18 protein-coding genes are annotated in these 16,914 nt (G+C 50.1%); 14 read left to right on the top strand and 4 right to left on the bottom strand.

All coding sequences use genetic code 11. The features are described from left to right. Positions 1-54: 54 nt before the first annotated feature. A complete protein-coding gene (locus Q8O77_RS04325; protein WP_305551638.1) occupies positions 55-765 on the top strand; it encodes a GAF domain-containing protein in 711 nt (236 codons plus the stop codon). Between the two features lie 41 nt (positions 766-806). Continuing rightward, on the top strand, positions 807-2,003 hold the full coding sequence (locus tag Q8O77_RS04320; RefSeq protein ID WP_305551637.1) for an amino acid aminotransferase: 1,197 nt from the start codon (positions 807-809) through the stop codon (positions 2,001-2,003). Between the two features lie 44 nt (positions 2,004-2,047). Here Q8O77_RS04320 and Q8O77_RS04315 read toward each other — a convergent pair whose 3' ends face one another. Continuing rightward, positions 2,048-2,920, bottom strand: a complete 873-nt coding sequence (locus Q8O77_RS04315; RefSeq protein ID WP_305551636.1) for an alpha/beta fold hydrolase — start codon at positions 2,918-2,920, stop codon at positions 2,048-2,050. 14 nt (positions 2,921-2,934) lie between these two features. Then, positions 2,935-3,306: a DUF6746 family protein gene (locus Q8O77_RS04310; RefSeq protein WP_305551635.1), complete on the bottom strand. Its 372-nt coding sequence runs from the start codon at positions 3,304-3,306 to the stop codon at positions 2,935-2,937. 428 nt (positions 3,307-3,734) lie between these two features. Between Q8O77_RS04310 and Q8O77_RS04305 the strand changes: the two genes are divergently transcribed. Then, the gene (locus Q8O77_RS04305) at positions 3,735-3,887 is read left to right on the top strand and encodes a hypothetical protein (protein ID WP_305551634.1); all 153 of its coding nucleotides are present in this window, start codon (positions 3,735-3,737) and stop codon (positions 3,885-3,887) included. Between the two features lie 162 nt (positions 3,888-4,049). Beyond that, complete coding sequence (locus tag Q8O77_RS04300) at positions 4,050-4,403, top strand: VOC family protein (protein ID WP_305551633.1); 354 nt, start codon at positions 4,050-4,052, stop codon at positions 4,401-4,403. A gap of 65 nt (positions 4,404-4,468) precedes the next feature. Here Q8O77_RS04300 and Q8O77_RS04295 read toward each other — a convergent pair whose 3' ends face one another. Beyond that, entirely contained in the window at positions 4,469-4,726 is a 258-nt protein-coding gene (locus tag Q8O77_RS04295; protein ID WP_305551632.1) for a hypothetical protein, read from the bottom strand. Between the two features lie 266 nt (positions 4,727-4,992). Between Q8O77_RS04295 and Q8O77_RS04290 the strand changes: the two genes are divergently transcribed. Beyond that, the gene (locus Q8O77_RS04290) at positions 4,993-5,733 is read left to right on the top strand and encodes an ABC transporter substrate-binding protein (RefSeq protein ID WP_305551631.1); all 741 of its coding nucleotides are present in this window, start codon (positions 4,993-4,995) and stop codon (positions 5,731-5,733) included. Positions 5,734-5,791: 58 nt separating this feature from the next. On the opposite strand, the gene ettA is transcribed toward Q8O77_RS04290, so the two are convergent. Continuing rightward, a complete protein-coding gene (ettA, locus tag Q8O77_RS04285; RefSeq protein WP_305551630.1) occupies positions 5,792-7,453 on the bottom strand; it encodes an energy-dependent translational throttle protein EttA in 1,662 nt (553 codons plus the stop codon). Between the two features lie 161 nt (positions 7,454-7,614). Between ettA and Q8O77_RS04280 the strand changes: the two genes are divergently transcribed. The 9 genes from Q8O77_RS04280 (at position 7,615) to truA (ending at position 16,798) form a co-directional block, all read left to right on the top strand. Then, positions 7,615-7,968, top strand: a complete 354-nt coding sequence (locus Q8O77_RS04280) for a DUF2750 domain-containing protein (protein ID WP_305551629.1) — start codon at positions 7,615-7,617, stop codon at positions 7,966-7,968. 143 nt (positions 7,969-8,111) lie between these two features. Further along, positions 8,112-8,756, top strand: a complete 645-nt coding sequence (gene folE, locus Q8O77_RS04275) for a GTP cyclohydrolase I FolE (RefSeq protein ID WP_305551628.1) — start codon at positions 8,112-8,114, stop codon at positions 8,754-8,756. 127 nt (positions 8,757-8,883) lie between these two features. Continuing rightward, positions 8,884-9,513 carry a PepSY-associated TM helix domain-containing protein gene (locus tag Q8O77_RS04270; protein ID WP_305551627.1) on the top strand — a complete coding sequence of 210 codons (630 nt, stop codon included), beginning with the start codon at positions 8,884-8,886 and terminating at the stop codon, positions 9,511-9,513. Between the two features lie 33 nt (positions 9,514-9,546). Then, complete coding sequence (locus tag Q8O77_RS04265) at positions 9,547-10,044, top strand: DUF2271 domain-containing protein (protein WP_305551626.1); 498 nt, start codon at positions 9,547-9,549, stop codon at positions 10,042-10,044. A gap of 43 nt (positions 10,045-10,087) precedes the next feature. Then, the gene (locus tag Q8O77_RS04260; RefSeq protein WP_305551625.1) at positions 10,088-10,888 is read left to right on the top strand and encodes a DUF4198 domain-containing protein; all 801 of its coding nucleotides are present in this window, start codon (positions 10,088-10,090) and stop codon (positions 10,886-10,888) included. Between the two features lie 105 nt (positions 10,889-10,993). Continuing rightward, complete coding sequence (locus Q8O77_RS04255) at positions 10,994-12,115, top strand: 4-phosphoerythronate dehydrogenase (protein WP_305551624.1); 1,122 nt, start codon at positions 10,994-10,996, stop codon at positions 12,113-12,115. A 14-nt stretch (positions 12,116-12,129) separates the two neighbouring features. Further along, entirely contained in the window at positions 12,130-13,149 is a 1,020-nt protein-coding gene (locus tag Q8O77_RS04250) for an aspartate-semialdehyde dehydrogenase (RefSeq protein ID WP_305551623.1), read from the top strand. Between the two features lie 236 nt (positions 13,150-13,385). Next, on the top strand, positions 13,386-15,947 hold the full coding sequence (locus Q8O77_RS04245) for a FimV/HubP family polar landmark protein (protein ID WP_305551622.1): 2,562 nt from the start codon (positions 13,386-13,388) through the stop codon (positions 15,945-15,947). Between the two features lie 65 nt (positions 15,948-16,012). Then, the gene (gene truA, locus Q8O77_RS04240; RefSeq protein ID WP_305551621.1) at positions 16,013-16,798 is read left to right on the top strand and encodes a tRNA pseudouridine(38-40) synthase TruA; all 786 of its coding nucleotides are present in this window, start codon (positions 16,013-16,015) and stop codon (positions 16,796-16,798) included. The last annotated feature ends 116 nt before the right edge of the window (positions 16,799-16,914 follow it).

The raw sequence follows: 16,914 nt of genomic DNA, 5'->3' as shown, positions 1-16,914 counted from the left end.
TTTAGCCGCTTCTGGTAAAATGCCTGTCAAATTTTAGAAATCTGGATGGCTATAATGTCGCAAGCTGATATTTCTGTGTCTGAGTATCTTAACCGTGCCGGGTTAGCTCAACACTTGGGCGCCGTTACTGTGACTGCCTTTGTCGAAACGGTGCAACAGTGGCAACTCAAGCTGCAGCACTTTTTACAGCATTCCGGCTCAGCACAAGTGCAGTGGCAGTACAAAGTGCCGGAGCTGGGTGAGGGCGGTGCCTGTTCACTGTTTGGCCAGCTGGCCGAAGAACCCTATGATTTAACGGCTATTCTGGGTGGACGCAGTGAGCATAATCAGCTGGCGCTGCAAGCGCTGAGTAATATAGCGGCATTTTATCGCGAACATTCAGGGCTGGACTGGTTTGGTATTTATCAGGCGCGGGCCAATATTGACGCTGAGCCGGTGCTGGTAAAACTGGCCTATTATGGCGCAGCGTCACGGGCTGAGTTTCCGCTTAACAGCGAATTCGCCAAAATCAGCAATAACAGTACTGTTGGTTTAAGCGGTAAAGCCAAAGTAATTAACGACGTAACAGCCTATTTGGGTGGCGGCGGTGAATATTACACCTGTGACCCTAAAGTGCAGGCTGAAGCCTGTTTGCCTCTGTTTGACCAATCAGGCAAAATAGCCGGCATTGTCGATGCCGAAGATTTTAATAAAAACGTATTTACTGCGAATGCTATGGCATTGTTGGTGGCGGTGTGTTTAACCGTACCGGCATATTTACCTTAAGCGCAGCCTTTTTCATGCAACTTTAACTCAGGTAGAACATTATGTTTGCTCAGTTACAACCGGTGGCCACCGATCCGATTTTAGGTTTGATGGCAGCGTACAAAGAAGACCCGAACCCGAATAAAGTCGACCTTGGTGTAGGTGTATATAAAGACGAGCAAGGCCACACGGCAGTACTGAAATGCGTAAAAGAAGCCGAAGCGCTGCGCCTGAAGCAGGAAGACAGCAAAACCTATATCGGTATGGCCGGTGATTTAGGCTTTAACGCTCATATTGAGAAGCTGGCATTTGGCATTGGCCATAAAGTGCTGCTGGCCAACCGTGTTACCACGGCGCATACGCCAGGCGGCACCGGCGCACTGCGGGTAGCGGCAGAATTTATTAAAAAGGCTAACCCGAATGCGACTATCTGGGTAACCAGCCCTACCTGGGCGAACCATATTTCTATGTTTAAGGCCGCCGGCCTGAATGTAAAAGAATATACCTACTACGATTACGACACTAAAGGCCTGAACGAAGAGGCAATGTTTGCCGATTTAGCTACAGTGCCGGCCGGTGATGTGGTGCTGGTGCATGCCTGCTGTCATAACCCCAGCGGTATGGATTTAACCTTCGCCCAGTGGCAGCGTTTTACTGAGCTGGCCAAAGAGCGTGGTTTTACACCGTTAGTGGATATGGCTTATCAGGGCTTTGGCAGCGGGCTGGATGACGATGCCAAAGGTTTACGCCACCTGGCAGATAACGTTGATGAGATGATCCTGTGCAGCTCGTGCTCGAAAAATTTTGGCTTATACCGTGAGCGTATCGGTGCGGTATCAATTGTTGCAGCTGACAGCAAAGTGGCCGACGTTGCCAGAGTAAACCTGCTAAGCGTAGTGCGCAGCATTTATTCAATGCCACCGGCACATGGTGCCATTATTGTTGCCAATATTCTTGATAGCAAAGAGCTTACTGCGCTTTGGCACGAAGAGCTGGCCGAAATGCGTAACCGTATTAACAGCTACCGTCAGCTGATCATCGATAAACTGGCAGCTGAAGGTGTTACTCAGGATTTCAGCTTTATTACCCGCCAGCATGGCATGTTCAGCTTCTTGGGTATTAACAAAGCACAAATTGACCGCCTGCGTAGCGAGTTCAGCATTTATATGGTGGGTTCCAGCCGGGTTAGCATTGCCGGGTTAAACCACAGCAATATTGATTACTTTGCTAAATCTGTCGCCACGGTGTTGAAAGGCTAACTACCTAAGCTACAAAGAAAAAACCGCAGTTCGCTGCGGTTTTTTTATGCTGCTAAAAAGCGCTGAATATGCTGTGCTACCACAGCAGCTTGCGTCATATGGCAGTGATGGCCGCCGCTGACTTCTGTCAGATGCAATTGCCGATAATGCCTGGCAAACTGTTCAGCTCTGCTGGCGAAAGGGCTGTCGTTGGCGATAAGCCCCAGCACCGGACACTGTACGGCGGATATCAGCGATTTGGCTTGCTCTGCGCTTAAACGATACACCGAGCTGTGGCGCAGGCGCATATCTGCACGCCAGCTTACGCCTTGCTCTGTGGTACTCACGCCTGGCGCTGCGGTAATAGTACCGCGCTCAGCCAATAGCATGGCTTCGGTTAGGCTAAAGTCGCTTTGTTTTTGTCTGGCGGCTGCGGCATCTGCCACGCTGGCATAATAAGGCTTACGTGACGGCGCTTTTAAGCGTGAATTAATACCGTCGCGCAGCTGCTTTGCTGCGTTTGCGGCATCATCAGTAACAAAGCCTAAGCTGTCTATCAGCACCAATTTGGCCACCAGCTCAGGAAAAGCCGCCGCCAGGGCTGTTGCCACCATAGCGCCCATAGAATGGCCGATAATGCTCAGCTGTTGCCATTGCTGTTGGCGGCACAAGGCCACCAGATCCTGCACCCAATCAAAAAAATAATAATGGGCATCAGCGCTGCGATGGCCGGAGTGGCCGTGGCCCGGGAATTCCAATGCCAACAACGGTTGCTGCGGTAAATGCTGCGCCAGCGGTATAAAGCTGGCGGCATTATCCAGCCAGCCGTGCAGACACAACACCGGCTGGCCGGGCTCAAGCTGATAGTCTTGATTACTCAGCGCTGCCAGTATTTGCTTGCCGATGCGAAATTGTTGCGCAAACTGCAGTTGTGCCATCACGGATAAACGGCTTATTTCACCAGCGTCTGCGCGGCTTTAATATAGGCATCACCACGCGCTTTTGCTGTGGCAGTATCCATATGCTCAGACGCAACATGCACTTCTTCCAGTACGTCTTTCAGTTTACCCGTTTCGGCATGAATTTTCTCCAACGCTACTTCGATGGTGTAGGTTAGTTCATGTATTTCTACCATTGCCAACGGTGTCAGTTCACCGGCTAATACTGTTTTTAATTTCTGATTATATTCACTGAAATTGGCAACGGCCTGCTGCAAGGTGTCTGACGGCTTACCTTTATAATGGTCCGGCCGCTCGTCAGCCAGTGCAACAACAGATACTAACAGGGCACTACCTAACATCACAGCAGATAACAGAGATTTCATACTAAACTCCAAAAATGTAAATGAGAACGCTTCGCAATTAATTTAGCATATAAGCCTGCCGCAGCATACTGCTAAACGTAAAAAGCTGTGCTTTTTGCTTTATCGGCGTTTAATGCTGAATTTTTGATTAGAATAACTAACTGGAATATCTGCTTTATCATTCAGTTTTTACTGCATGAATTCTATGTTCTATATGCCTCTATGTCATTTTTATTGCATAAATAGCTATTTTAAAAGCAGTAAATAGCGCTTTGTTGTATGGAAAGCTGAAAGGTAACACTCAGCCTGGTTGAATGCAAAATGAAGAGTAGATGATTTATCGATTAGTTTTACTTATGCCTGGGTGGTAATTTATCTCGTTCGTGTGCTGTGCAAAAAGTCGGCATAATGTGCAACATATAAGCAGGGCTTAAATACAGAGGTGAAGCATGACGACGTTAAATACCACAGCAGCGAAACACAATGTTACCGTTAACAACAGTAATGCCGTTGGTCGTGCTTTGCTGGTTCGTAAATTAAACCGCTTGCTGGCGCAGATGGGCCGGGCATTGAATACCGCCAGTCTGGTTCGCAGCAAATAAGCTCAGCGCTGCTGCAAGTAGCAGCCTGTTGCAGCCAACCTGTTGCTACCGCAAAGCCACGCCGTGTAGAAGCCGCGTGGCTTTTCTGTTTTAGTCGCTTGTTAGAGTTTCGCGCTTGCATTAGAGTAATATCCGGACATAACAGAAGCGGGAGCCCGGGATATGAGCGGACATGAAAAAATTAACTATGTAGAGCTTCCGGCCGCGGATCTGGCGGCAGTGAAAAAGTTCTATGCACAGGTATTCGGCTGGGTGTTCGCGGACTATGGTCCGGATTATATTGCTTTTGCTAATTCCGGCCTGGATGGCGGTTTTTATCGCTCAACAAAGCAGTCGTCAACTGCGCAGGGCGCGGCGTTGGTAGTGTTGTATAGCAAAGATTTGGCAGAGACAGAGCGTAAAATTGTTGCTGCAGGTGGCAATGTCGTCAAGCCGGTGTTTTCATTCCCCGGCGGGCGTCGTTTTCACTTCAATGATCCGCATGGTAACGAATTGGCAGTCTGGTCAGAGCAATAGCAGGATGTCGCTTACGCCGTATGCCGGCGTAAGCGAGCGCTGAATATACTGCATAATACCGGCCTTTATTGCTGCTTAGTTGTTACTGCAGCTGTAGTTTGGGCAACATTTTGTTCAGCCTGTTCGCTACCGACGGCAAAAAGCAGCTCGGCAATAGTTTGTTCCAGTGCAGTTTTCGCTTGTTGTTTAATATTGCTGCTTAGCTCAGTCAGCTGGTTGCTGACAGTTTCGGTTAAGGTGTCGGTAATAGTGTTGGCTTGAGCCGGTGCAGCAAAGCCGACAGTGATAACAACAGCCAGAGTGAGAGCAGATAAGGTTTTCATACTTTGTCCTTGGGTTTCAGGTTAGGGTTAACAACACTCTGACTATTACAAGCACTGTGCCACTTTTTACCAATCATGCAATTGCTTGAATTAAATCAATTTTATTTTTTTGCTGTTGCGTTTTAGCGTTTGCTTAATGCTAGCTGAAAATTGAATTTAGCGAAATTGACTAAAAATTAGCTAATTTTGTTATAGATGCGGCAGCTGGCGGCAAAACAGAACTAAGCTATGCTTCAACACATAGTTTCTGTTGGTTCAAGAGCCTTATGTTGAAGTTGTTTTTGTTAGTTGTCAGTTGTTTGAGTTGTAATGTGGCGGCGAAAGCTTCATTGCGTGTGGTTACCGAGTTGTCGCCGCCGCACCAAACCCTGGTGGCGGGGGAAGTAGCCGGGTTAAGTACCGAACTGGTACGGGCGACGTTAGCCAAAGCCGGTGTAACAGCGTTAATAGAGATATACCCGTGGGCCCGCTCTTTTCGTATTGCCCAAAGCCAACCTGATGTACTGATATATAATATGGCGCGTACCACAGAGCGTGAGTCACAGTTTCACTGGATAGGTACTGTTGCGGCTTATCAGTTGGGGTTTGTTGCGCTGAGTCATCGCAGTGATATCCGTATCAGCTCGTTAAAGGATGCCGCCGGCTATACCATAGCTGTGCAGCGGGATGATTTAGCGGCCAACTTTCTCATGAAAAACGGCTTTGAAACCGGCGTACAACTGGTGCTGGCGGCCGATATTGCCGAGTCCTGGCAGCTGTTGCTGAATGGTAAAGTAGACCTGGTGATTGACGATGCCGTAGCCTTAACTGCAATGGCTGAGGCATTGGGTGTACCGCGCAAGTACCTGCATTTTGTTTACGCTATACCGGAACTGGCACAACACACCTGGCTGGCTGCCAGCCTGGAAACATCAGCGGAGTTGGTGAAGCGGCTGCAGCAAGCCCATAGCGAGGTAGCCGCCACGGAGCGCTATAAGCAGATAATGTCGTCCGGCTATCTTGAGTAAACTACTTTGTCAGGCTAAAAAAACGCCCGTTATTACGGGCGTTTTACATTGATTTACATCAGATTTTTTTGTATTTAATCCGGTGTGGCTCTAAGGCTTCAGCCCCATAAGTGGCTTTTAACCAAGCTTCATAATCTGAGTAGTTACCCTCAAAGAAATTCACTTTGCCTTCATCGCGGTAATCCAGAATGTGAGTGGCGATGCGGTCAAGGAACCAGCGGTCATGCGAGATAACCATGGCACAGCCAGGGAAATCAAGCAGAGCATTTTCCAGCGCCCGCAGCGTTTCTACATCGAGATCGTTGGTGGGCTCATCCAGTAATAACATATTACCGCCGGCTTTGAGCAGGGCGGCTAAATGTACGCGGTTACGTTCACCACCGGATAACTCGCCGATAAACTTCTGCTGATCATTGCCTTTAAAGTTAAAGCGGCCAACATAAGCGCGGCTTGGGATCTGGAAGTTACCGATTTGCAGCATATCCTGACCGTTGGAAATTTCCTGCCAGACAGTGTTTTTCGGGTTCATACTGTCGCGGAACTGATCCACACTGGCCAGCTGCACGGTGTCACCAACGCTGATATCACCCGAGTCAGCTTGCTCTGCGCCACTGATCATTTTAAACAGCGTGGATTTACCGGCGCCGTTCGGGCCGATAATACCCACGATGGCACCTTTGGGAATACTGAAGCTTAGATCATCAATCAGCAAGCGGTCGCCAAAGGACTTACGCAGGTGATTAACTTCCAGCACTTTGTCACCCAGGCGTGGCCCCGGCGGAATAAACAGCTCGTTGGTCTCGTTACGCTTTTGAAATTCCTGGCTTTGCAGCTCTTCAAACCGTGCCATCCGCGCCTTACTCTTGGCATGGCGGCCTTTGGGGTTAGTGCGCACCCACTCCAATTCCTGCTTAATAGAGCGCTGGCGGGCATTTTCAGCTTTTTCTTCCTGTTGTAGACGGGCATCTTTTTGCTCCAGCCAACTGGAGTAATTGCCTTCCCACGGAATACCGTAGCCACGGTCCAGCTCTAAAATCCAGCCGGCAACATTGTCGAGGAAATAACGGTCGTGGGTAATGGCTACCACGGTACCCGGGTAATCGTGCAGGAAGCGCTCCAGCCAGGCGACAGATTCGGCGTCCAGGTGGTTAGTCGGTTCGTCCAGCAGCAGCATGTCCGGCCGTTCCAGCAATAAGCGGCAAATAGCCACGCGACGGCGTTCACCACCGGACAGGTGCTCAATTTTGGCATCCCATGGCGGCAGGCGCAGTGCATCTGCGGCGCGTTCGAGGGTGTTGTCCAGGTTATGGCCTTCTTTGGCCTGAATTAACGCTTCCAGTTCGCCTTGTTCACGGGCTAAGGCATCAAAGTCGGCGTTCTCTTCGGCATAGGCTGCGTACACTTCATCTAACCGCGTCAGGGCGTTTTTTACGTCGCTGAGCGCTTCTTCGACAATTTCCCGTACTGTTTTAGCCGGGTCTAATTGCGGCTCTTGCGGCAAATAACCAATTTTGGTGCCGGCCAACGGTTTGGCTTCGCCTTCAAACTCGGTATCAACACCGGCCATAATGCGCAGCAGGGTAGATTTACCTGAACCGTTTAAACCCAGTACGCCTATTTTAGCGCCCGGGAAAAAGGATAACGAAATGTCTTTTAAAATAGTGCGTTTAGGTGGAACCACCTTAGAAACGCGAAGCATAGAATAGATATATTGAGCCATAATCGGGCGCTTATCCTTAACTGAAACAATGCCGCAGATTGTACGTTATTTTTCGTCGCCAGGGAAAGCCAGGCGCCCGGTAAACAAGATAAAACTCGCTTTTACGCCGTGCTTTCTGGTCTAATAGCAACCAATTCCTTTACCTGTGGTGGAAAGTAAATATGAGTCAATTTGCACAAGATCCGAATTTTCAGCGTTTCGTTGAAGAAGCCAAAACCAATGGCGTAGTTTATGTATTAGCCGAAGGTGAAGACTTACTGGTAGTTGAGTCAGTTGAATTTGAAGAAACCGACGTTATGCCGTTCTGGTCTGACGAAGCGGCGGCCAAAGCGCATTGCTCAGAAGAGTGGGCGGTATATAAGCCGGAAGCTATTGCACTGGATGTATTTTGCGACGGTTGGTTAAAAGAGATGTATGACGATGGTGTATTAATTGGCCTGAACTGGGACGAAAGTTTGAATGGCCCTGAAGTGGAACCACGCGAATTGTTAGAAGCCCTGTCTTTGGTGCAATAAGCTGTGTTGGCCGGGCGTAGCATGCTGCAAAGGCATATAGTGCAGCAGCAACGTCATAAAAATGGCAAAAAACTGACTTTATCCGTAAACTAGCGGCTAAGGCGGCACGTACTAGTGTTATCACAGCCGGTTTGGAATTAGTTATGTTATCAGAAGAAGCAATATTGGTACGCAGTGCGTTGGAAGCGCGTGGGTTGGAAACGCCTATGCTGGACAACGGTTTGTCGCGCGACCAGAAGTACAACAAGATAAGCAGCCTGATGAGTGAAGTGGTCAGCACTTTGGGGCTGGACTTGAGCGATGACAGTTTAAGTGAAACGCCGCACCGCATTGCAAAAATGTATGTCGACGAGATTTTCGGCGGTCTGAACTATACCAATTTCCCCAAAATTGCACTGATTGACAATAAAATGCAGGTGCAGGAAATGGTAAAAGTAAAAGATATAAGCTTTACCAGCACTTGTGAGCACCACTTTGTCACTATTGATGGCTACGCCACTGTGGCTTATATCCCGGAAAAACGCATTATAGGTTTATCTAAAATTAACCGCATAGTGCGCTTTTTTGCTCAGCGGCCGCAGGTACAGGAACGTTTAACACAACAGGTACTGGTTGCCATGCAAACCTTGCTGCAAACCGACAATGTTGCGGTGACGATGGAAGCGGTGCACTACTGCGTAAAATCGCGTGGTGTAATGGACGTAAACTCCAAAACCCAAACCACGGCTTTGGGTGGCATCTTTAAAAACGATGGCCGTACCCGCGCCGAGTTTCTTGCCCGTTATTAATGCTTTAGCTGTACGCTGAATAAGGCGCCTGATGGCGCCTTTTTTTATGGCTGAATAGCAGGTTTAGTTGCAAATGCGAATTGTTATCAGTATTATGCCGGTCAGGTTTTTTGTGGGTTGAGTGGTAATGACTGAGTTTCGGCGCGGGCCTGCGCTAAATAAATTAATGCGTGTGATCCACAGCTACAGCTCGATGTTGGTGCTGGTATTGTTGCTGTTTTTTGCCATTACCGGCATTACATTGAATCATCCGGACCTGCTTTACAGCAAAGCCGGACAGCTTAGCTCGCAGCAGGTACTGAGTTTACCCGAGCCACTGCGCTACAGCAGTTTGCCCGAATCTGAACCACAGCAGGCACAAATCGCTGCGCAGTTTCGTGACTGGCTAAGCACTGAACATCAGGTTAAGGCGTCAGTGTTCAGCTATATGTTTGAACCGGATGACATGGTGCTGGAGCTGGATTTTAAGCGCCCGGCCGGTTATGCCACCGCCATTGTCGATTTCTCCGCCAACACCGCAGAGCTGGAGCTGGAATTTAACGGTTACCTGGCACTGCTGAATGATTTGCATAAAGGCCGTAATGCCGGCACCAGCTGGATAGTGCTGATTGATGTAACGGCGGTAGCCTGCATTATTTTTGCCCTGACCGGGTTTTGGTTGATTTTAAAGCAGCCATCAAGGCGCAGCATGGGCAATAGTCTGGCCATGTTGGGTATTTTTATCAGCTTGTTTGCTTATATTTTGTCGTTGCATTAGCGCCGGTGACGGCGCGTTAACAGAGGAACCACTATGAAGTTAACCTGGGCGTTGTTAGTCGTTTGTGCCACTGCAGTGTGCTGGCACAGTGCGGCAACCGCAGCACAAAGTAACATTAAACTGGAATTGCCGGCCATAGAAACCAGCCAGTATCACCGGCCTTATGTGGCGGTATGGGTGGAAAATGCACAACAACAACCGGTAAAGCTGATTGCGCTGTGGGTAGAAAAACCGGACTGGTTAAAAGATTTACGCCGCTTTTGGCGCAAAATCGGCCGCAGTAATACCGCCCTGGTTGATGCAGTCAGCGGTGCCACGCAAAAGCCCGGCAGCTATACGCTGCAATGGGACGCTAAGGATGACAGCGGCGCAGCGCTAAGTGCAGGCCGCTACACACTTTTTGTTGAGGCTGCACGTGAGCAAGGCGGGCGCAGTCTGGTCAAGCATGAATTTAACCTGCCAGCACAAGGCGCCGTTATTGACATAGCGGCAGAGGGTGAATTAGGTGCTGTTAAAGCCACTATTCGTTAAGCGCGGTTACACCGCATTCAGAGTTTAAAAAGGACGCTTCACTATGATAAAAACAGCCGCAGTTTTACTATCTACCTTATTGGTTAGCAGCAGTATCAGTGCTCACACCTTATGGCTGGTGCCAAGCCATTACGTATTGTCGAAGCATGACAGCTGGGTAAGCGTGGATGCCTCTGCCGCCAATATGACCTTTGTACCGGATAAAGGCATTGGTTTAACCAGCCTGAAACTGTATTTGCCGGATGGTAAAGTGCAGGATGTGACTTCAGTGTATCAGGGCAAGCGTAAATCGATGGCAGATGTACAACTGGCCGGTGATGGTACTTACAAGCTGGAAATGGCTAACCCGCTGCGCTTTTTTACCAGTTATGAGCTAAACGGTGAGCGTAAACGGCTGATGGCCAATAAGCAGGAGCGCACGGCGCAACTGCCTGCAGGCGCCACCAAGGTAGAAACCACACAGATGCGCAGCCGCAACTTTGCTTATATTACGGTAAACAGCCCAACCGATACGGTAGTAAAACTGCAGGGGGCCGGGCTTGAGATCAGCAGCAATCTGCATCCGGCCGATGTGGTAGCCGAAGAAAGCCTGGAGTTAGTGTTTAACCTGGATGGTAAACCCCGCGCCGGCGTAAAAGGTGTGTTGTCGTATGAGGGCGAGCTGTACCGCAACGATGCCGGCCGGGTTGAGTTTGAAACCGGCGCTGATGGCCGTTTTAGTTTTACGCCACAAACCGCAGGGCGTTATTTAGTGGAAGCCTCCTATGCTGCAGAGACGGCATCAACGCTGGCCGACAAGGTACGCGAGTCCGTCACTTATACCTTTGAAGTAGCGCTGCCTTAACGCAAAACGGCGTCAAACTAACAAAGCCAGCCAAATTCAATAGGCTGGCTTTGTGCTATTTGTTACACTGCCGGCCATCTTTTCAGGCGTTAGCAGGACCGGGTAATGCGCATTTTTGCCGATGAAAACATGCCGTTGGTGCAACAATTCTTTAGTCAATTTGGTGAGGTTACGCTGTTCGACGGCCGCAATGTCAGCGCGGCGCAATTGCAGAATGCTGACATTTTATTAGTGCGCTCGGTGACTAATGTGAATGCGCAGCTGTTGCAAAACAACACCAGGCTGCGGTTTGTCGGTACCGCCACTATTGGCATGGACCATATTGACCAGAGTTATCTGGCTGCGCGCAATGTCGCCTTTTCCAGTGCGCCCGGTTGCAATGCGCAGTCGGTGGTGGAGTATGTGCTAAGCAGTTTGTGGTGCTTAGCGGATAAATATCAGTGGCAGTTAGCGCAGAAAACCGTAGGTATAGTCGGCGTTGGTAACATCGGCAGCCGGTTGGCCAGGGCGCTGCAGGCGCTGAATATTCGTGTGTTGCTGTGTGATCCGGTGCGCGCACGTCACGAAGCCGGTTTTAGCCATACCGATTTTACCGCGCTTTGCCAACAAGCCGATATTATCAGCTTTCATACCCCGCTGATTAGCAGCGGCAGCGACGCTACCAAACACTTACTGAATGCGCAGAACTTAGCGCTGTTAAAGCCGGATTGTGCGCTGATTAATGCCTCGCGTGGCGCGGTGATAGATAACCAGGCCTTGCTGCAGGACCTGAGCACCGCCGCTCAGCGCCGTGCCGTGGTGTTGGATGTATGGGAAAATGAGCCCGACATTCTTACTGCACTGCTGCCTTATGTTGATATTGCTACCGCACACATTGCTGGCCATAGTATCGAAGGCAAAGCCCGCGGTACCGAAATGCTGTATCAGCGCTGCGCCGCCTTACTGCAACAGCCACTACAACAACAGCTACAGCAGTTATTACCGGTACCAGCGATGGAAAAACTGCAAATTAGTGCAAATTTTGGGCTTCCGGATGTCCAAAACTTAGCAAGACTGTTATATGATGTGCGGCGTGACGATGCCATACTGCGGCATTATTTGCACAGCAAGGGCTTTGACTGGCTTCGCAAGTCATACCCGCCGCGGCGCGAATTCAGCTCGTTACAACTGTGTGGCAAGGTCATTCCGGACTTTTTGCCGCAATTAGGTTTTAGCCTCGCACAATAACAAGAGGAACTGTCATGGCTTCGCAATATAATGTTGCCGTTTTGGGTGCAACAGGTTTGGTAGGACAACATTTAATTGAAATTCTGGAACAGCGTGATTTCCCGGTCGGGCAGCTGTTTCCTTTGGCCAGCAGCCGTTCTGCCGGCGGTACCGTGACATTTAAAGGCAAGAAAATTAAGGTTATTGACGCCGAAACCTTCGATTGGTCACAAGCGCAAATTGGCCTGTTCTCTGCCGGTGGCAGTGTATCGGCCATTTATGCCCCTAAAGCCGCTGATGCCGGCTGTGTGGTGATCGACAATACCTCGCATTATCGCTACGAGCCGGATATTCCGCTGGTGGTGCCGGAAGTAAATGCCCATGCCATTGCCGACTACCGCAACCGCAATATTATTGCTAACCCGAATTGCTCTACCATTCAGATGCTGGTGGCGTTAAAGCCTATTCATGATGCGGTGGGGATCAGCCGGATTAATGTCGCGACCTATCAGTCGGTCAGCGGTGCCGGTCAGGATGCGGTAGAAGCGCTGGCCCATGAAGCAGCACAGCTGATGAACGGCCGGCCGATAGAGAAAGAAGGCCGGTTTGCCCGGCAGATTGCGTTTAATGTTATTCCGCAAATTGATGTGTTTATGGACAACGGCTACACCAAAGAAGAAATGAAAATGCACTGGGAGACGCAGAAGATTTTCGGCGACGACAGCATTTCTGTTAACGCTACTGCTGTGCGGGTGCCGGTGTTTTTCGGCCATGCCGAAGCGGTGCATATTGAAACCCGGATGCCTATCAGCGTAGAGCAGGTAAAAGCGCTGCTGGCCGACGCGCCAGGCGTAGTGTTGCTGGAAAACAATGCCGATTTCCCTACCCAGGTGTGCAGTGCCGCCGGTAAAGATGAGGTGTTTGTTGGCCGGATCCGCCAGGACTTATCGCACGAAAACGGCATTAACCTGTGGGTAGTGGCAGATAATATCCGCAAAGGCGCGGCCACCAACAGCATCCAAATTGCTGAGCACTTGATCCGCGACTACCTGTAATTGACCCGTTTGTAATATCGCAGGGCTTCACTACGAAGCCTTTGCTTCCTCTGCAATGAACTTTCGATATATCAACAGCTTTTTTAAGTGCTGGTCAGAACTGCGTCTGTGCTTTATATTTTCACTAACGGTTTGCCTGTCATAGTTGGAACGTTGTTTGCAATACAACTAAAGCTTTTAGCAGAAGCTGCCGATTTCTTTATCTAAATACGCCGGACTTGGGGTAGGGACCATTAATGCCTTTGTTATTTGTTTTCATTGTTGCAGCGCTTGTCAATTTTTCGTCACCGGTATTGGCGCAGGAAGGCACTACCCAAATTCGTGGCCCGCGCAGTAGTGATGCGCCGCCACCGCCTTTAACTATAGGGCCGCTAAGCCCGTCTGATACGCTATGGCAAGTATCGGAGCGCATCAAGCCGGAAGGTAATATCAGCCTGTATCAGGTGATGTATGCGGTATATCTGAAAAATCCCGACGCCTTTATTGACGGTAACCTGAACCGCCTACGGCCGGGTTCAACACTCACACTACCCACCGAAGCTGAAATACAGCAGGTTGACCTTGCCATCGCCAGACGGAAATCTGAGCAGGACGATGTTATTTGGGCAGAGCGGCAAAAAGCTGCCGCTGCGCGCCGGGCAAATACCACAGTGGCAGCGGCAAAGCCGGATCCACAGTGGCAGGCCGAGCTGGAACGTATTGGCCGCCAGCAACGCGATGACTTAGACGGTTTACGCAGTCAGTTTGCCGATTCTATGCAGCTGATTGAAAGCATCGCCGATGAGAATTTACAGTTGAAAACCAGCCTGAGTCGCGTGCAGCAAGAGTTGGAACTGATTAAAGCGCAGCTGGGTGAAGACAGCGAGTTACAGCAACAAATTGAGTTGCTGTTAACGCAACAGGCGGAACTGCTTAAGGCCCGCGCGGAAGAGGAAGCGCTGAAACTGCAACAGCAACAAAGCAGTAACTGGCAGCAATGGTTTAAAAATCCGTTGGCGTGGATATTGGCTGCTTGCATACCGGCATTGTTGATTTTATTCAGTATTTTGTTATGGGTAAAAAAGCGTGGCCGTCGTACGGAAGATGTTATTCAGGCCGCCACTACCGAAAAGGCGGTGGATCCCGGCTATCATTCGCCGTTGCCACCGCTGGATGAAAGCAATGACCTGGATGAGAGCCTGTTTGAAATAGACGACGCGCTGCTTGAAGATGCCTTTAATGATGGCAACGAATTTAATGACAGCACAGCCGTTGACGACGACATGTTGCAGTTTGATGATGGCTTGTCGTTTGAAGATGACAGCTTGTTGCCGGCGGTGGATGACAGCTTAGCTGACGATATTTTGTCAGAGCCGGATCTGGCTGACATCACAGCTACAAAGGACGACTTTGATGCGGATAATATTTTATCTGACACCGATTTATCCGCCTTGCTGGCCGCAGAGGATGATGATGACAGCATAGTTGAGCTGGCGGATGATACTCTAATTGCGGACTTAAGCGATGAGCCGGGTGACGGGCTAAATGAAGCACAAGCGGAAGTTGTAACAGACAGCGTTGATGACGATGATATGTCTGCTTTTGATGAAGTGGATATCGACGAGCTGATTGAAGAGATCGATTTTGACGCTGAAGATGTGCTGCCGGACGAGGATGCGCAAGTCGCAGCAGAGCAGCGGCTTGCGCCGGCAACGGCTGCAACCCAACAGGAACAGCAATTGGCTGAGTCTATGGCGGCAGTGGAAGAAAGCACTCCGGCACAAGCTTACAGCTTTGACAGCTCGGAGTTGGATGAATTTGCCGAAAGCCTGGTAAATGATGGCGCCGGCGATGCAGAACAAACGGCGGTTGATACTGATAGCGACGATGATGATGCCGCGCTGTTAAGTGCTGAACTGACAGAATTATTAGAGCAGGTGGAAGACAGCCGGCCGGCAGTTGCGCCGGCTGAGCCAGAGCCAGAGCCAGAGCATCAGGTAGCTGGGCAACAGGATGTCGAGCAGTTGCAGGAGAACGAACTGCAACAAGATGAACTGTTGGCTCAGGACATGTTATTGCAGGACGATGAGCCAAACGCCGACACGGATATTGAAGACAGCACCCTGGCGGCGCTGGATTTAACCGCGACAGAGGATGACTCTGTTGTCAGGCCGGGCGAGGCGGCGCTATCGGTGGAAAATCCCAGCAAAATTTTGCCGGAATATCCGCAACTGGAGCTGACCGACGATGACCTGCTAAGCGATCTTGAGCTGTTGCCGGCAGACGATGAGGCTGTTACTGATACTGCAACAGCGGCACAGGATGAGATACCGGAGATAGAGCTGGACCCGTTGCCGGATGCACAGTTTGATTCTTTAATGTCAGAGCTCGAAGCTATGGCGGATGTTATAGAATCGGATGATGCCGGTGCAGTGCAGGATGACGACGCTGCGCTGCTGGTGGACGATTTAACTGCAGCGCAACAAGACTCCGGCAGTGATTTTAATTTCGCTGAAGATGATTTTGTGGAAATAGATAAGCTGCTGGCCGATGCCGGACAGCAGGAGCAGGACACCCAGCGTTTTGACAAGCTGAATGTCGATGTGGGCCTGAATGATTATGCCGCTATTATCGGTGAACATGAGCAACGTGATGTGGACACTGAAGATAACGGTTATGCCGCCAAGCTGGATTTGGTCCGCGCCTATATTGAGATTGATGATCGGGAAAGTGCTGATTTGCTGCTGGACGAAATACTGGCATCAGACGTGCCGGACAACATTAAAGCCGAAGCGCAGAAACTGAAACAGGAAGATTAACGCCGGACACTGCATAAACACAGCGCTTGCGGTATAATCGCCGCCGTTTATTAACTGGGGGTGGCATGCGCATAGCACTGGGTATTGAATACGACGGGTCGGAATTTTACGGTTGGCAGCGTCAGCGTGAAGTAAACAGCGTACAGCAAGAGCTGGAGATTGCTTTGTCTTCGGTGGCCAATCAACCGATAGAGCTCAGTTGTGCCGGCCGCACGGATGCCGGCGTACATGCAACCGGCCAGGTAGTACATTTTGATACCAGCGCCATGCGGGACAGCAAAGCCTGGGTTATGGGCACTAACAGCCGCTTACCCGATACGGTTGCCGTGCGCTGGGCGCAACCGGTTGCAGACGATTTTCATGCCCGCTTCAGTGCCACCGCCAGGCGCTATCGTTACATTATTTATAACCATAAGTACCGCCCGGCTATTTTACGTGCCGGCTTAAGCCATTATCACCAGACGCTGGATATTGACCTGATGCAGCAGGCTGCGCCTTACCTGCTGGGTGAGCAGGATTTCAGCTCATTTCGGGCCATGCAATGCCAGTCGCATACGCCATTTCGTAATGTGCACCATCTGACTATCGAACGCCGCGGTGACTTTATTGTACTGGATATTAAAGCCAATGCGTTTTTGCATCATATGGTGCGCAATATTACCGGCAGCTTATTGGAAGTAGGCATGAAGAACCGCCCGCCACAGTGGATCGGCGAATTACTGGCAGCAAAAGATCGTAATCTGGCGGCGGCTACCGCTAAACCCGGTGGTTTATATCTGGTCGATGTCGACTATCCGGCGCGTTTCGGCATACCCAAAGTTGCGCCCGGGCCATTGTTTCTGCCAGGCTAAGCACGGTAGCAGGCGGCACTACTAAGACCAGTTTTCTGTATTCGGCGCTGTAGGTTTTGTGCTTTAATAGCGCCGGTTTACTGAATTTCGGCGTTTTTTAACGTTTTTACGGCCTG

Source organism: Rheinheimera sp., assembly GCF_030690345.1.
GTDB lineage: Bacteria > Pseudomonadota > Gammaproteobacteria > Enterobacterales > Alteromonadaceae > Alishewanella.
Note: the sequence above shows the minus strand (reverse complement) of the source record. Positions and strands in the feature narration are given on the sequence as shown.

Excerpts from the sequence above, each read along its gene's own strand:
- truA (WP_305551621.1), top strand. The coding sequence starts at position 16,013 with ATGCGCATAGCACTGGGTATTGAATACGACGGGTCGGAATTTTACGGT.
- Q8O77_RS04290 (WP_305551631.1), top strand. The coding sequence starts at position 4,993 with ATGTTGAAGTTGTTTTTGTTAGTTGTCAGTTGTTTGAGTTGTAATGTG.
- Q8O77_RS04310 (WP_305551635.1), bottom strand. The coding sequence starts at position 3,306 with ATGAAATCTCTGTTATCTGCTGTGATGTTAGGTAGTGCCCTGTTAGTA.
- Q8O77_RS04250 (WP_305551623.1), top strand. The coding sequence starts at position 12,130 with ATGGCTTCGCAATATAATGTTGCCGTTTTGGGTGCAACAGGTTTGGTA.
- Q8O77_RS04260 (WP_305551625.1), top strand. The coding sequence starts at position 10,088 with ATGATAAAAACAGCCGCAGTTTTACTATCTACCTTATTGGTTAGCAGC.
- Q8O77_RS04305 (WP_305551634.1), top strand. The coding sequence starts at position 3,735 with ATGACGACGTTAAATACCACAGCAGCGAAACACAATGTTACCGTTAAC.
- Q8O77_RS04255 (WP_305551624.1), top strand. The coding sequence starts at position 10,994 with ATGCGCATTTTTGCCGATGAAAACATGCCGTTGGTGCAACAATTCTTT.
- folE (WP_305551628.1), top strand. The coding sequence starts at position 8,112 with ATGTTATCAGAAGAAGCAATATTGGTACGCAGTGCGTTGGAAGCGCGT.
- ettA (WP_305551630.1), bottom strand. The coding sequence starts at position 7,453 with ATGGCTCAATATATCTATTCTATGCTTCGCGTTTCTAAGGTGGTTCCA.
- Q8O77_RS04265 (WP_305551626.1), top strand. The coding sequence starts at position 9,547 with ATGAAGTTAACCTGGGCGTTGTTAGTCGTTTGTGCCACTGCAGTGTGC.
- Q8O77_RS04280 (WP_305551629.1), top strand. The coding sequence starts at position 7,615 with ATGAGTCAATTTGCACAAGATCCGAATTTTCAGCGTTTCGTTGAAGAA.
- Q8O77_RS04245 (WP_305551622.1), top strand. The coding sequence starts at position 13,386 with ATGCCTTTGTTATTTGTTTTCATTGTTGCAGCGCTTGTCAATTTTTCG.
- Q8O77_RS04315 (WP_305551636.1), bottom strand. The coding sequence starts at position 2,920 with ATGGCACAACTGCAGTTTGCGCAACAATTTCGCATCGGCAAGCAAATA.
- Q8O77_RS04270 (WP_305551627.1), top strand. The coding sequence starts at position 8,884 with ATGACTGAGTTTCGGCGCGGGCCTGCGCTAAATAAATTAATGCGTGTG.
- Q8O77_RS04300 (WP_305551633.1), top strand. The coding sequence starts at position 4,050 with ATGAGCGGACATGAAAAAATTAACTATGTAGAGCTTCCGGCCGCGGAT.
- Q8O77_RS04320 (WP_305551637.1), top strand. The coding sequence starts at position 807 with ATGTTTGCTCAGTTACAACCGGTGGCCACCGATCCGATTTTAGGTTTG.
- Q8O77_RS04295 (WP_305551632.1), bottom strand. The coding sequence starts at position 4,726 with ATGAAAACCTTATCTGCTCTCACTCTGGCTGTTGTTATCACTGTCGGC.
- Q8O77_RS04325 (WP_305551638.1), top strand. The coding sequence starts at position 55 with ATGTCGCAAGCTGATATTTCTGTGTCTGAGTATCTTAACCGTGCCGGG.